General features: G+C 66.9%; 14 protein-coding genes. 8 read left to right on the top strand and 6 right to left on the bottom strand.

Annotated features, from left to right (window positions below):
• The first annotated feature begins 189 nt into the window (after window positions 1–189).
• The 5 genes from ABIB54_RS01045 to ABIB54_RS01025 all read left to right on the top strand — a co-directional run bounded on the left by ABIB54_RS01045 (window position 190) and on the right by ABIB54_RS01025 (window position 5,905).
• The gene (locus tag ABIB54_RS01045) at window positions 190–1,467 is read left to right on the top strand and encodes an ABC transporter substrate-binding protein (protein WP_354573671.1); all 1,278 of its coding nucleotides are present in this window, start codon (window positions 190–192) and stop codon (window positions 1,465–1,467) included.
• Between the two features lie 84 nt (window positions 1,468–1,551).
• Window positions 1,552–2,511, top strand: coding sequence for a carbohydrate ABC transporter permease (locus ABIB54_RS01040; RefSeq protein WP_354573670.1), 960 nt, complete (start codon window positions 1,552–1,554; stop codon window positions 2,509–2,511).
• A complete protein-coding gene (locus ABIB54_RS01035) occupies window positions 2,508–3,371 on the top strand; it encodes a carbohydrate ABC transporter permease (protein ID WP_502917029.1) in 864 nt (287 codons plus the stop codon). The genes ABIB54_RS01040 and ABIB54_RS01035 overlap by 4 nt, the downstream gene beginning before the upstream one ends.
• A 29-nt stretch (window positions 3,372–3,400) precedes the next feature.
• Entirely contained in the window at window positions 3,401–4,840 is a 1,440-nt protein-coding gene (locus ABIB54_RS01030) for a GH1 family beta-glucosidase (protein ID WP_502917056.1), read from the top strand.
• A 42-nt stretch (window positions 4,841–4,882) separates the two neighbouring features.
• Entirely contained in the window at window positions 4,883–5,905 is a 1,023-nt protein-coding gene (locus ABIB54_RS01025; RefSeq protein ID WP_354573668.1) for a LacI family DNA-binding transcriptional regulator, read from the top strand.
• A gap of 8 nt (window positions 5,906–5,913) precedes the next feature.
• Here ABIB54_RS01025 and ABIB54_RS01020 read toward each other — a convergent pair whose 3' ends face one another.
• Window positions 5,914–7,410: an FAD-dependent monooxygenase gene (locus ABIB54_RS01020; protein ID WP_354573667.1), complete on the bottom strand. Its 1,497-nt coding sequence runs from the start codon at window positions 7,408–7,410 to the stop codon at window positions 5,914–5,916.
• 133 nt (window positions 7,411–7,543) lie between these two features.
• Between ABIB54_RS01020 and ABIB54_RS01015 the strand changes: the two genes are divergently transcribed.
• The gene (locus ABIB54_RS01015; RefSeq protein WP_354573666.1) at window positions 7,544–8,083 is read left to right on the top strand and encodes a flavodoxin family protein; all 540 of its coding nucleotides are present in this window, start codon (window positions 7,544–7,546) and stop codon (window positions 8,081–8,083) included.
• Window positions 8,084–8,213: 130 nt separating this feature from the next.
• Window positions 8,214–8,858, top strand: coding sequence for a CG0192-related protein (locus ABIB54_RS01010; RefSeq protein ID WP_354573665.1), 645 nt, complete (start codon window positions 8,214–8,216; stop codon window positions 8,856–8,858).
• Window positions 8,859–8,868: 10 nt separating this feature from the next.
• On the opposite strand, the gene ABIB54_RS01005 is transcribed toward ABIB54_RS01010, so the two are convergent.
• Entirely contained in the window at window positions 8,869–9,720 is an 852-nt protein-coding gene (locus tag ABIB54_RS01005; RefSeq protein ID WP_354573664.1) for a DNA-methyltransferase, read from the bottom strand.
• A 69-nt stretch (window positions 9,721–9,789) separates the two neighbouring features.
• Here ABIB54_RS01005 and ABIB54_RS01000 point away from each other — a divergent pair, with 69 nt between their 5' ends.
• A complete protein-coding gene (locus tag ABIB54_RS01000; RefSeq protein ID WP_354573663.1) occupies window positions 9,790–10,077 on the top strand; it encodes a GNAT family N-acetyltransferase in 288 nt (95 codons plus the stop codon).
• Between the two features lie 193 nt (window positions 10,078–10,270).
• Here the strand turns inward: ABIB54_RS01000 and ABIB54_RS00995 are convergent, their stop codons facing one another.
• From ABIB54_RS00995 to ABIB54_RS00980, 4 genes are all read right to left on the bottom strand, one after another.
• Window positions 10,271–10,579 (bottom strand): hypothetical protein, encoded by a 309-nt coding sequence (locus ABIB54_RS00995; protein ID WP_354573662.1) that lies wholly within the window; start codon window positions 10,577–10,579, stop codon window positions 10,271–10,273.
• Window positions 10,580–10,639: 60 nt separating this feature from the next.
• Window positions 10,640–11,689 (bottom strand): lipoate-protein ligase LplAB, encoded by a 1,050-nt coding sequence (gene lplAB, locus ABIB54_RS00990; protein WP_354573661.1) that lies wholly within the window; start codon window positions 11,687–11,689, stop codon window positions 10,640–10,642.
• A complete protein-coding gene (locus tag ABIB54_RS00985; protein WP_354573660.1) occupies window positions 11,679–12,284 on the bottom strand; it encodes a TetR/AcrR family transcriptional regulator in 606 nt (201 codons plus the stop codon). The genes lplAB and ABIB54_RS00985 overlap by 11 nt, the downstream gene beginning before the upstream one ends.
• 234 nt (window positions 12,285–12,518) lie before the next feature.
• Complete coding sequence (locus tag ABIB54_RS00980; RefSeq protein WP_354573659.1) at window positions 12,519–13,397, bottom strand: alpha/beta hydrolase; 879 nt, start codon at window positions 13,395–13,397, stop codon at window positions 12,519–12,521.
• Between the last annotated feature and the right edge of the window lie 7 nt (window positions 13,398–13,404).

Genomic DNA, 13,404 nt, shown 5'->3' with positions numbered 1-13,404 from the left:
CCGCCACCGGGACCCGGCGCGCACGGCCGGTTCACCAGCATTTTCACCGAGCCGCATTTCCGCTGTTGACAGCCCACCGACTTACTGCGTAGGGTTAGCGCGTTCGCGTGGGAGCGCTCCCATAATCTGATTTGGGAGCGCTCCCACGCTTCTCCAGCAACCCCTTCCCACGCACACAAAGGAGTGACCGTGAAACTCTCACGACGCACAACAGCCGTTGCCGCCATCGCTGGCGCAGCAGCATTCGCCCTCATCGCCACCGGATGCTCGGCCGGCGGCACCCCGGCAGCCGACTCGAGCAAGCCGATCACGCTGACCCTCGCCACCTTCAACAACTTCGGCTACGACGACGCGCTCCTCGCCGAATACCACAAGCTCCACCCGAACATCACGGTCGTGCAGAACAAGGCGGCGACATCGGATGCGGCGCAGACCAACCTCTTCACCAAGCTCGCCGCCGGCTCCGGCCTCGGTGACGTGGAGGCCGTCGACGGCGACTGGATGCCCAAGGTACGCAAGTACGCCAACAAGTTCGTCGACCTCGCCTCGAGCGACAACAAGGACCGCTACTCGAGCTGGAAGACCGCCGGCGGCGTCGCCGGCGGAAAGCAGATCGGACTCGGCACAGACATCGGCCCGGAGGCAATCTGCTACCGCTCGGACCTCTTCGCGAAGGCCGGCCTGCCGACCGATCCAGCCGCCGTCTCCAAGCTCCTCACCGGCGGCTGGGACACCTATTACTCGGTCGGCAAGACCTTCGCCGATGCCAAGACCGGTGCCGCCTGGTTCGACTCGGCCGGAGCCACCTTCCAGGGTCTCGCCAACCAGTACAAGAATTTCTACGAGAAGAACGACGGCACGGTCATCGCCGCCACCAACCCCGACGTCAAGACGGCCTTCGAGTCGGTGCTGAAGGCGAGCTCGACCGAGTCATCGCACCTCACCCAGTGGAGCGCCGACTGGACGGCCGGCATGGCCAACGGCGCCTACGCGACGATGCTCTGCCCGGCATGGATGCTCGGAGTGATCCAGGGCGACACCCCGAAGCTCACCGACTGGAAGATCGCCAACGTGTTCCCGAACGGCGGAGGAAACTGGGGCGGCTCGTACCTGCTCGTTCCGACGCAGGGAAAGCACACCGCAGAGGCCAAGGCCCTCGCCGACTGGATCACCGCTCCCGCCCAGCAGATCAAGGCGTTCAAGGTCGCCGGCACGTTCCCGAGCCAGGTCGCCGCCTACACCGACCCGACCCTCACGGGAGCCACGAACACCTTCTTCAACGACGCGGAGATCGGCAAGATCTACATCGATCGCGCCAACGCGGTGAAAGTGACCCCGTTCAAGGGTGCACAGTACGGGTCGATCATGACCGCCGTGCAGAACGGCCTCACCCGGGTCGAGACCGGCACCCAGTCCATCGATGACTCCTGGAACCAGGTCGTCACCGACATCAAGGCTCTCGGCTAGTCCGTCGAGCATCACCCGGGTCGCTCGCCTTCGCGGGCGACCCGGCCCTCGTTCGCCACCGCAAATCCAGCTAGGACTCGCTCCATGACAACCTCGACACTCCGGGCGGCGCAACGCACCCCCCGCAGGATCGCCTTCAGCCAGAAGCTCGGCCGCTGGGACATCCGCTTCTCGCCCTATCTCTACATCTCGCCCTTTTTCCTGCTGTTCTCCGTGGTCGGTCTGTTCCCGCTGCTCTACACCGGTTGGGTGTCGCTTCACGCCTGGGATCTCATCGGGGGCCAGGGCGATTTCGTGGGCGGTGACAACTTCCTCTGGGTGCTCCAGCAGCAGAAATTCTGGATCGCCCTTCGCAACACCTTCAGCATCTTCCTGCTGTCATCGGTGCCGCAGATCGTGGTCGCTCTCGTGATCGCCGCGGTGCTCGACACCAACCTGCGCGGCAAGACCTTCTGGCGGATGGGGGTGCTGCTGCCCTACGTCGTGATGCCGGTGGCCGTCTCCCTCATCTTCAGCAACCTGTACGGCGACAAGTACGGCCTCGTCAACACCCTGCTCTCGCACCTCGGAATCCCGGGCATCCAGTGGCATTCGAACCCGCTCGCCAGCCAGTTCGCCATCGCCTCCATGGTGAACTTCCGCTGGACCGGCTACAACGCCCTGATCCTGCTCGCCGGCATGCAGGCCATCCCGCGCGACTACTACGAAGCGGCGACCATCGACGGGGCCGGCGCACTGCGGCGGTTCTTCTCGATCACCATCCCGCAGTTGCGGCCGACGCTCATCTTCGTGATCATCACCGCGACGATCGGCGGTCTCCAGATCTTCGACGAGCCCCGGCTCTTCGACCAGTACGGCACCGGGGGTGCCAACAGCCAGTGGCTCACCCTCACCATCTACCTCTACAACCTGGGCTGGGGCCAGCTCAACTTCGGCCGAGCCGCCGCGGTTGCCTGGCTCCTGTTCCTGGTGATCGTGCTGATCGGGCTCATCAACCTCGCAATCACCCGCCGGATCGCCAGCAACGAAGGACGCAACTCGTGACCATCTCCCCCCTCCGCCGCCGCGTTCGCCCGATCGCGATCGGACGCCCGAGCCCGATCGTCTATGCGTTCCTCGCGGCCGTGATGGTCGCATCCGTCTTTCCGCTCTACTGGTCGTTTCTCATCGGAAGCGGGGACTCGTCCACCATCAACGACCCGAACATGTCGTGGTGGCCGGGCGGCAACTTCTTCGCCAACGCCGCATCGGTGATCGAAAATCAGAGCGTCAACTTCTGGAAGTCGCTCGGCAACAGCGTGATCGTCTCCACTGTCGTCTCGGCATCCGTCGTCTTCTTCTCCACGCTCGCCGGCTATTCCTTTGCGAAGCTGCGGTTTCGCGCCAAGAAGGGCCTGCTGGTGTTCGTGATCGCCACCACCGCCGTGCCGACTCAGCTCGGCGTCGTGCCTCTGTTCATCGCCATGTCGGCCTTCGGCTGGACCGGCACCCTCGGCGCGGTGATCGTGCCGGCTTTGGTGAGCGCATTCGGCGTGTTCTGGATGACGCAGTACATCGGACAGGCACTCCCCGACGAGCTGGTGGAGGCGGGGCGGATCGACGGCGCCAGCATGTTCCAGACCTTCTGGTACATCGGCCTGCCCTCCGCCCGACCGGCCGCGGCGATGCTCGCGCTCTTCACCTTCATCACCACCTGGACCAATTTCTTCTGGCCATTCATCGTGCTGAACGCGGACAATCCGACCCTGCCGGTGTCGCTCGCGACGCTTCAGGCCAACTACTTCATCGACTACTCCATCGTGCTCGCCGGCGTGCTGCTGGCGACACTCCCCCTCATCGCCCTCTTCCTGATCGCCGGAAAGCAACTGGTCGCGGGCATAATGCAGGGAGCCGTAAAGGGATGACGAGCTTCGAAACGACGATCACCGAAAGGATGGCCCCCGTGACCATCACCCCCGCTGCAGAGCCAAGAGCCGCGCGCACATTTCCGCAGGACTTCCTCTTCGGAGCCGCGACCGCGGCGTACCAGATCGAGGGAGCGGCCCACGAAGACGGCCGCACCGACTCCATCTGGGACGTCTTCTGCCGGGTTCCCGGTGCCGTCGTGCACGCCGACAACGGCGAAGTCGCCTGCGATCACTACCACCGCTATGCGGACGACGTCGCGCTCATGGCCGACCTCGGACTGCAGACCTACCGCTTCTCCACCTCCTGGTCGCGCGTGCGCCCGGACGGCGGGCAGGTCAACAAGCAGGGTCTCGCGTTCTACTCCAAGCTGGTCGACCAGTTGCTCGAGAAGAACATCAAGCCGTGGCTCACCCTGTACCACTGGGATCTGCCGCAGGCCCTCGAGGAGAAGGGCGGCTGGGCGAATCGCGACACCGCCTACCGGTTCGCCGAATACGCGGCGACGGTGCACGATGTGCTCGGGGACCGGGTGGATGCCTGGACCACCCTCAATGAACCGTGGTGCGCCTCCTTCCTCAGCTACATCGGCGGAGAGCACGCCCCGGGCCGGCAGGACGTGCCCGCCGGCCTCGCTGCGGCTCACCACCTGCTGCTCGGCCACGGCCTCGTCGTGCAGGAACTCCGCAAGCGCGACCCCGCGCTGCAGCTCGGCATCACGCTCAACCTCACCGTGGCCGACCCGGTCAACCCCGACGACGCCGGAGATCTCGATGCCGCCCGGCGCATCGACGGCCAGTTCAACCGGTTCTTCCTCGATCCGATCTTCCGGGGCCGGTATCCAGAAGACGTGCTCCGGGATGTCGCGGGCAACGGCTTCGAGACCGTCGTGCAGCCCGGGGACCTCGGCATCATCTCGACGCCGATCGATGCCCTCGGCGTCAACTACTACCACGGCGAATTCGTGAGCGCGAAGCCGGGACTGCAGGAGACCACCACCGCCGCACCATCCGAGCGTCCCAAACGGTCACCATTCCCCGCCGCCGACGGCGTGTACTGGCACTCGCGCGGCCTTCCGCAGACCGCCATGGACTGGGACGTGCAGCCGGAGGGACTCACTCGCCTCCTTCGTCGTGTGCACGACGAGTACAGCGGCCCGGCCGGCGTCGCCATCGCAGTCACCGAGAACGGCGCCGCCTACGATGACGTCGTGCTGGCGGATGGTTCGGTCGACGATGTCGACCGTCGAAGCTTCCTCACCGCGCACCTTGGTGCGATCCTCGATGCCGTCGACGACGGCGTGCCGGTGACGGGCTACTTCTACTGGTCGCTGCTCGACAACTTCGAGTGGGCCTGGGGATACGACAAGCGGTTCGGGATCGTGAGAGTGGACTACGAGACCCAGGCCCGCACTCCGAAGGCCAGCGCCATCGAGTACTCGCGGATCATCGGCGAACGCGCGCTGTAGCGCAACCCGAGGGCCTGCCTGCTCTGGTTAGACTTCGGGCAGATGAGTATCGCGCCGTCGGCAAGACGAGTCGTGCCGACCCTTGAGGCCGTGGCGGCGGCCGCCGGCGTGTCTCGATCCACGGTGTCGCGGGTGGTGAACGGGTCGAGCCAGGTGAGCCCCGAGGTGCTCGAGGCGGTGCAGGAGGCGATCCGCGCCCTCAACTACAGTCCCAACCGGGCGGCACGCTCGCTCGCCAACAGCCGTACTCTCGCGATCGCGCTGGTGATCCCCGAGGAGACCAGCCGCTTCTTCGGAGACCCCTACTTCGCGGCGATCGTGCAGGGAATCACTCGCGAGCTCGACCGGAGCGACTACGTTCTCACCCTGCAGCTCGCCCAGTCCCGACCGAGTGAGAAGACCATCCGCTACCTCACCGGTGGCAACGTCGACGGGGCTTTCGTGGTGTCCCACCACTCCGGCAACGAGTTTCTCGCGACGCTGCAAGACACGATTCCGGTGGTCTACAACGGACGTCCGATGCGGTTCGACGATCCGCCGGCATATTTCGTGGATGTCGACAACGCCACCGCCGCGGCCAGGGGCACCCAGTACCTGATCGATCGCGGGCGACAGCACATCGGCATCATCGCCGGTCCGCCCGACATGCCGGCCGGGGCGGACCGGGCTGCGGGCTCCCTTCGGGCGCTCGCGGCGGCGGGGCTCGCCGTCGACCGAGTCGCCTATGGCGACTTCACCCAGCTGAGTGGCGCCCGCGCCATGCGTGAGCTCCTCGACCGCTTTCCCGACACCGACTCTGTGTTCGTGGCGAGCGACCTGATGGCCACGGGTGCCGTCTCCGTGCTGAGCGAGCGCGGTCGCAGCGTGCCGGAGGATGTCGCGGTGGTGGGCTTCGACGATTCCCCGGCGGCGTCCAGCGGTGCCATCCAGCTCACGACTGTCCACCAGCCCGCAGAGGCGATGGGTGCGAAGATGGCGCAGATGATGCTCAGCCTGCTGCGCGGCGAACCCGTGGAACACCAGTGCATCATGGAGACGCACATCGTGGAGCGCGACAGCGCCTAGCCCCGCGGTTACGCGGTCGGCATCGCCGCCGCGAATGCGCGGGCGGCCTCCGCGGGAGCCGCAGCCGCCGCGACGAAGCCGTCCGGACGCACCAGGTAGAGAAGGTGCGAGGTGAGCCCGGTCGTACCCGGGGAGGGGAATGCGATTCCCAGCGCGGCACCGACCGGGGCGGCATCCGCTCCCCCGTACCCGTGGACCTGCCACTCGAAGGAGCGAAGCACGTCGTAGTTGGATCCGGTCCACGGCAGCCGGCGGCCGACCACCCGGTCTCGGCGTCCGCCGGAGCGCTGCTTGTCTTCGGCATCCATCCAATAGTGGATGCGGGTCTGCGACAGGTAGCCGAAGATCCGGGAGGCACCCCTCACGCGCGACAGCACCCGGATGACCAGGGGTGCGAGCAGCGGTGCCACCCTCCGGCGCACCAACCGGGCGCGCCGCGTGCTCGAGGTCGCGAGTCCGAACACCCGATCCGTCGCGGCGATGAGACGCACCGCGACCGGGCGGCGTTCGGCCTCGTAGCGATCGAGGTACTCCTCGGTGGCGGTGCCCCGGATCACCTCGGCGAACTTGAGGGCCAGGTTATGGGCATCCTGCAGCCCGGTGTTCATGCCCTGCGCGCCCACCGGAGAGTGCACGTGGGCGGCATCCCCGGCCAGGAAGACACGGCCCAGACGAAAGGAGGATGCCACCCGGTGCTGCACCCGGTAGGTGGAGAACCAGTGCGAGTCACTCCAACTCACCCCGAAGACCTCGTCGACGGTCGCGCGCGCCGATGCCTCGTCTATCCCGCCATCTCGCACGGGGAGCAGGCCGATGATGCGGTGGTGCCCTGCCGCCTCGTCAGCGCCGAGAGGGAAGGAGAGCAGGAACTCCGCGTCGCCGAGGCGCAGGTTCACGGCGCCCGCGGTCAGTCCCCTCGTGTGATCGGTGTCGCAGACGAAGAAGCTGTGGGGATTGGTCGAGCCATCGAAGTCGATGCCGAGGGAGCGTCGCACCAGCGAATTGCTCCCGTCGGCAGCCACGACATACCTCGCCCGGATGACCCGCCTCCCCGCCGACGACCGGACGGTGACCGACCCGGAGTCCGCGATGTCCTTCGCCGGTTCGACTTCGGTATTCCACTCGATGGGGACGGAGAGCTCGGCGAGGCGTTCGCCGAGGATCGACTCAGTCTTGCTCTGCTCGAGCACGGTGAGCCGGGGGAACGGGGTGAGCCCGCGCCCCAGCGCTCCGATGGCCAGCACCCCGAACCGACGGCGACCATACCCCGGCGCCACCAGTCGGGTGGCGGTGCTCGCCGCGATCATCCGCTCCGCCAGCCCGAGTTGGTCGTAGATCTCGAGGGTTCGCGCCTGCAGCACCACGGCGCGCGACTCCCTCGTCGGGCCCGCCTTGCGGTCCACGAGCCGCACCCTGACGCCGCGAGTCGCCAGCACGATGGCGAGAAGCAGCCCGGTCGGACCCGCACCGATGACCAGGACATCGGTGTCGGTCTGGCGGGGCACGTCGCATCCTTCCGCGTGGCTGCCTTCGATTCTCCTCCGGGCCAGCGATCTCGACTCGGGGACTTTCGACCCTGCCGCCGCCCCTCGAACGGCTCAGGGTGGGAGTCACCACCCTCCAGAAGAGAGCAGAGTCATGAGCATCGTCGTCGTCTTCGAATCCATGTTCGGCAACACCCGTCAGGTCGCCGAGGCGATAGCGGATGGGCTCGCCCCGTTCGGAGAAGTGACGACCTTCACGGTCAACGAACCCGGGGCGAAGGATGCCGCGCAGTCCGCGTCACTCCTGGTGGTGGGCGGCCCGACCCACGTGCACGGCATGAGCCGGCCGGTCTCGCGCGAGGAGGCCCGCAACTGGGCCGCCGACCCGCTCAAGTCGGTCACCCTGGAACCGACGGCCCCGGGCACCGGCGTGCGCGAGTGGATCGACGGGCTCGACACCGTTCCCGCCCTGTGCGCCGCGTTCGACACCCGGATGGATGTCGCGCGCATCCTCTCCGGAGCCGCATCCGGCCACGTCGAGCGTGAGCTCACGAAGCGCGGCGCGCGAGCGGTGATTCCCGCCGCCAGCTTCCTCGTCTCGAAGGAGACCGTGCTCGAGGAAGGGGAACTGGCCCGGGCGCGCGAGTGGGGCGCGAACCTCGGCGCTGCGGCGGCGGTGAGCCCGAAGCGCTGACCGGCACCGATGTTCCGGCCTAGCTCGAGGTGACGACGATGAAAAGCCCGCCGTGATTCCGCAGGGTCGCGGCGGGTGACCGGGCTCTCGCACCGGACCTCACCGGTTCGAACTGCCTACAATCGAGACCATGGCCCTCCTGCACCGCGCCGAACTGCGCCCATCCAAACTCGAGCTCATCGCCGCCTGGGCGCCGACCCAGCCGTGGTTCGCCGCCGGAACGACCGCGGCGCTCACGAACCTGGCGTCGTTCCGATTCGACGATCCGGCCGGCGAGGTCGGGATCGAGACCATCCTCGTCGGTGTCGACGACGGAAGCGTGCTGCAGATTCCCCTCACCTACCGGGCAGCTCCGCTGGCCGAGGCTGCCGAATCACTGATCGGCACCACGGAGCATTCGGTGCTCGGTCGACGGTGGGTCTACGACGGCACCGGGGATCCCGTCTACCTCGCGGCAGTGGCCGCGGCGGCGATCACCGGCGGCGTGCAGGCCGACGAGTACTTCGAGGTGGACGGCGAGAGGGTCGGGCGGGAATCCTCGGCTCGCGTGGTCGGCAGCGGGCGCGCCGGGACGGACGTTCCCGAACTCGTCGACGTGACCTCGCCCCGGCACGGAATCGGCACCACCGAGGTCGAGTCCGGTGGTCTGCGGGTCGTCGTGGCTCGTGTGCTCGACCCGGCCGTCACTCCGGCCGCTGGCGCGCAGCACTCGCTCTCCGGCATCTGGGCCGGCCAGGACGAGCCACGACAGCTGGTCTGGGTGAGCGTCGACTGAGAGTTCGGCGTTACTCGAACGCGACGCCTGCCTTCGTGAGCCGCGCGCGGATCACGGCGAGCGCATCCGCACTTTCGTCGACGAGCACGAAACGGCGGCCCAGGGATGCGGCGACCGCGCCGGTCGTGCCGGAGCCGGCGAAGAAGTCCAGCACCCAGTCACCCTCGCGGGTGGAGGCCTGAATGATGCGGCGCAGGATGCCCTCCGGCTTCTGTGTGGGATAGCCGGTCTTCTCCCGACCGGTCGGCGACACGATGGTGTGCCACCAGACGTCGGTCGGCAGCTTGCCGAGCGCGACCTTCTCCGGTGTGACGAGCCCCGGTGCCATGTAGGGCTCGCGGTCGACGGTGGTCGAGTCGAAGTAGTACCCCTTCGGATTCTTCACATAGACCAGGATCGTGTCGTGCTTCGTCGGCCAGCGATTCTTCGACTTGGCGCCGTAGTCGTAGGCCCAGATGATCTCGTTGAGAAAGCTCTCCCGCCCGAAGAGCGCGTCGAGCAACACCTTGGCGTAGTGGGCCTCGCGATAGTCGAGGTGGAGGTAGAGCGTCCCATCGTCGGCGAGCAACCGCCAGGCCTCGGCGAGCCGCGGCTCGAGAAAGGTCCAGTAGTCCTCGAAGTGGTCGTCGTAGCTCATCAGGTCACCGCGGATGCGCTCGTACTGCTGCCCCTTGAACCCGCGGATCGGACCGGATGCGCTACGCACGCTCGTCGTGGACTGCCGGGCCTGCGAGCGCCCGGTATTGAACGGCGGGTCGAGGTAGACCACGGTGAATGCCCCGTCGGGCAGCGCGGCAACGGCCTCGAGATTGTCGCCGTGGATCACGCGATCGGGCGATTCGGGCGTCCAGGCGGCGGGCATCCTCCTATTCTCCCGCACCCCCAAGTCAATCCCTTTGCGCTGCCCCGCCGTCGACCGTAGTCTCGAGTGATGTCCACTGCCCTGCAGCACCTGCCAGCCCAGAACCGTTACGTCTTCAACAAAGACGGCGTCGAGGTCGGACTCACCGACTATCAGCTCGTGGACCGTGACATCCACATCACCCACACCGAGATCGATCCGTCGATGCGCGGTGCCGGTCTCGCCTCGGAGATGGTGCAATCGGTGCTCGATCACATCCGCACCGACACGGACTACCGCGTGGTGGCCGAATGCCCGTACGTCGTGACCTGGTTGAGTCGTCATCCGGAATACCAGGAGCTCGAGCAACGCGCCTGAGGGTCTGGCGGCAGCCCGGGGCAGTTCGCCCGATAGGCGGTTCTCGGCGAACGGCTTGCTGAGGGCGGATTTTTGGCCGGGGAGCCGGCGCGTCGCTCCCTGCGACGAGCGTGTCGGCGGTGTCATCCGCCCTCGGCCACTCGCTGACGCAGGGGATTCGCGTTCCGAGGCGGGCTGAAGTGCGCTCCGCGCGCTACTCGCGCGGAGCGCGGCCGAGGTCGATCGTGACGCGCCCGCGGTAGATTCCGGCCTCCTCCGAGGGGCGCGCCGGATCGCCGGCAACCGGAGCGGGGGCGGGCAGGATGGTCTGGCGATCCATTTCGATCGCCGCCTCGTGTCGGGCCGGTGCAAAGATCTCGTCCCCGATGCCCATCAGTCCGGCACCGTTTCCGGCGCTGCGCGCCTTGCTCTTTCCGACGATGTCGATGAGCCCGAACCGCTGGCCGAGGATGCCGAACAGCACAAGGCCGACGACCACACCCCCGAAGATCCACCAGTTCACCCGTCAAGGTTACGGGACGCTCCGGCGGATGGGGTCATCCTTTCGGCGGATATCGCCGAATCACGGCACCCGGTAGAGCCAGTCTTCTGTTGCGAACTTCTCCTCCACGAGCTGCTTCGCGCGGGCAAGCTCGTCGGCTGTGACGTCATCCGCGGTCGCGCCGTACAGCCTCGTGAAGGTCTGCTCCATGCGCTCGATGATCTCGGCACGGCTCAGTCCGGTCTGGCTGCGCAGCGGATCGACGCGCTTGTTGGCGCTCTTCGTGCCCTTGTCGCTCATCTTCTCGCGGCCGATGCGCAGCACCTCCACCATGCGGTCGCCATCCATGTCGTAGCTCATGGTCACGTGGTGGAGCACCGCTCCGGTGCCGAGTCGTTTCTGGGCGGCTCCGCCGATCTTTCCACTCGGGCTCGTGATGTCGTTGAGCGGCTGGTAGGAGGCATCGATCCCCAGCGATTTGAGCGCGGTGATGACCCACTCGTCGAGAAAGGCATAGGAGTCGGCGAAGGTCATGCCGTGCACGAGGTCCGTCGGTGCGTAGATCGAATAGGTGATGACCGATCCGGCCTCCATGAACATGGCGCCGCCGCCGCTCACCCGACGCACCACCTGGAAGCCATACTTCGCGGCGTTGTCGAGATCGACCTCGTTCTTCACCGACTGGAAGCTGCCGATGACCACACCGGGCTCGTTCCACTCCCAGATGCGCAGAGTCGGCTTGCGGCGACCGGCGCCGACCTCCTCCGAGAGCACCTGGTCGATCGCCATCTGCAGCACGGGCGGATAGGCGGCTCCGTGGATGAGCTGCCAGTCGTAGTCGGTCCAGCTGGTGGCCCGGGCGAGCGAACGGCGCACGGCCACCGCCACCGCATCCGGCGAGAATCCGAGCATCATCGCGTCGTCGGGCAGGGCACCCTGCACCGCGAACGAGATCGTGGAGGCGTCGCTGTCTTCGGCGAGACCGTTGACGGCGTCGTTGATCAGCGCGAGCGCGTCGTCCGGCTCGAGGAAGAAGTCGCCGGCGAGCCGGAAGTTGGCGATGCGGTGGTCGATCACGTCGAGGTCGACGACCACGAGCTTTCCGCCGGGGACCTTGTACTCACCGTGCATTGTTGTGCCTTTCGTCGCGCGGATTCCAGCCTAGGGCTGCGGGCATGGCGGCATCGATGAGGATGCCCGCCGCGCGTCGGGCGTGACCGGCCGCTTCGCCGGTGCCCGCGATGGCCGCGGTGGTCTGGGCACCCTCGGCCAGGATGGAGAGTTGCGGAGCGAGGGACGCATCCGCGCCCGCACCGGCCACCAGCCGGGCGACGTACTCCTGGAATCCCGCCTTGTGCTCCCGCGCGCGCCGGGCGACCTCCGGGGAGATCGAACCGAGCTCCGCGAACGCGTTGATGAACCCGCAGCCGCGGAAGGTGTCGTCCAAGAACCAGTCCGCGAGATAGTCGTAGATGGCGAGGAGTTTGTCGCGTGGCGTCGTGGCCGCCGCGACCCGCTCGGTGACGCCATCCGTCCACAGGGCATGGCGCCGGTCGAGCACCTCGAGCACGATTGCGGCCTTGGAGGGGAAGGTCCGGTAGAGGCTCTTCAACGAGACGCCGGAAGCGAGCCTCAGCTCGTCCATCCCCACGGACTGGATGCCCCGTGTGTAATACAGGCGGTCGGCTGCTTCCAGCACCCGCTCTCTCACCTGTTCATCGACCACACATCCACTCTAGGCGCCTTGAGAACGTACGTTCTCTAGGCGGGGAGGGAAGAGAACGATCGGCCATCCGCTCGTCGGCTGATTACGGGGAGATCGAGGGCGCGCCGCACGGGATGCTGCGGTCGCACTAAGCAGAAGTGAACGCCGCCCCACCGGGGTTCCTGGGCAAGTGAACCCGCGATTGGGCGTATCGGGGCCCGTGTCAGCGGGTCTCGCTACGTGCCCTGGAAGGCGCTACTCGACCGCCGGTGCCAGGTGGGTCGAGAGCCACTCGATGGTGTCGGCGAAGACCTCTTCCCGGTTGATCTCGTTGAAGACCTCGTGTCGGGCATCCGTGTAGATGATCAGCTTCACGTCGCTGAGCTTCGACCTGGTGAGGTATTCGTGAGCGAGCAACTCGACGCTCTTCGCTCCGCCGAGGGTGTCTTCGCTGCCGATCATGATGAGCACCGGGATGTCCCTGGCCAGATTCTTCGCCGGGCGGCCGAGCAGGCGAAGGCTGTCCATCACTCCGAAGAGTTTCATGCCGTTGGCCTTGAAGGTGAGGGGATCGTCGAGGAAGGCCTGTCCGACCGCCTGATCCCGGCTCAGCCACTCGTAACCGGTGCTGCCGAGATGGGCGTGCCTCTTCGCCAGGTCGCCGCCGTTCATGTGGATGAGGGTGCGGTAGGCGGTGCCCGTGAGAATCAGGGCCTCGTAGTCATCCGCGTGCTCGTTGACAATCGACTGCGCGATGAGCGAGCCCCAGCTGTGCCCGAGCAGCGCGAGCGGTAGTCCCTCGTTCTCGTGCCTGATGATCGGAAGCAGCTCCCGTACCGAACGGATCGTGGAGCGGATGCCCCCCGGTCCGAGCTTGCCGAGCTGAGAGTGATCCCCGCCCCACTGCTCGAGGCCGGTCTGACCGTGTCCGCGGTGGTCGTCAGCGTAGACGGAGTAGCCGGCAGCGACGAGCCGCTGTGCGAGCTCCTCGTATCGCGCCGCGTACTCCCCGAGCCCATGCGCGATCTGTACGACGCCGATCGCTTTGCCCGCCTTCCAGTGGAAGAAGTGGATCGTCACGCCGTCCGAGTCGACGAACGTGCGCTCGTGTCGCGTGGCGGTGAACTGGACCATCTGAACT

The organism is Frigoribacterium sp. UYMn621 (genome assembly GCF_040549525.1).
Lineage (GTDB): Bacteria > Actinomycetota > Actinomycetes > Actinomycetales > Microbacteriaceae > Lacisediminihabitans.
Note: the sequence above shows the minus strand (reverse complement) of the source record. Positions and strands in the feature narration are given on the sequence as shown.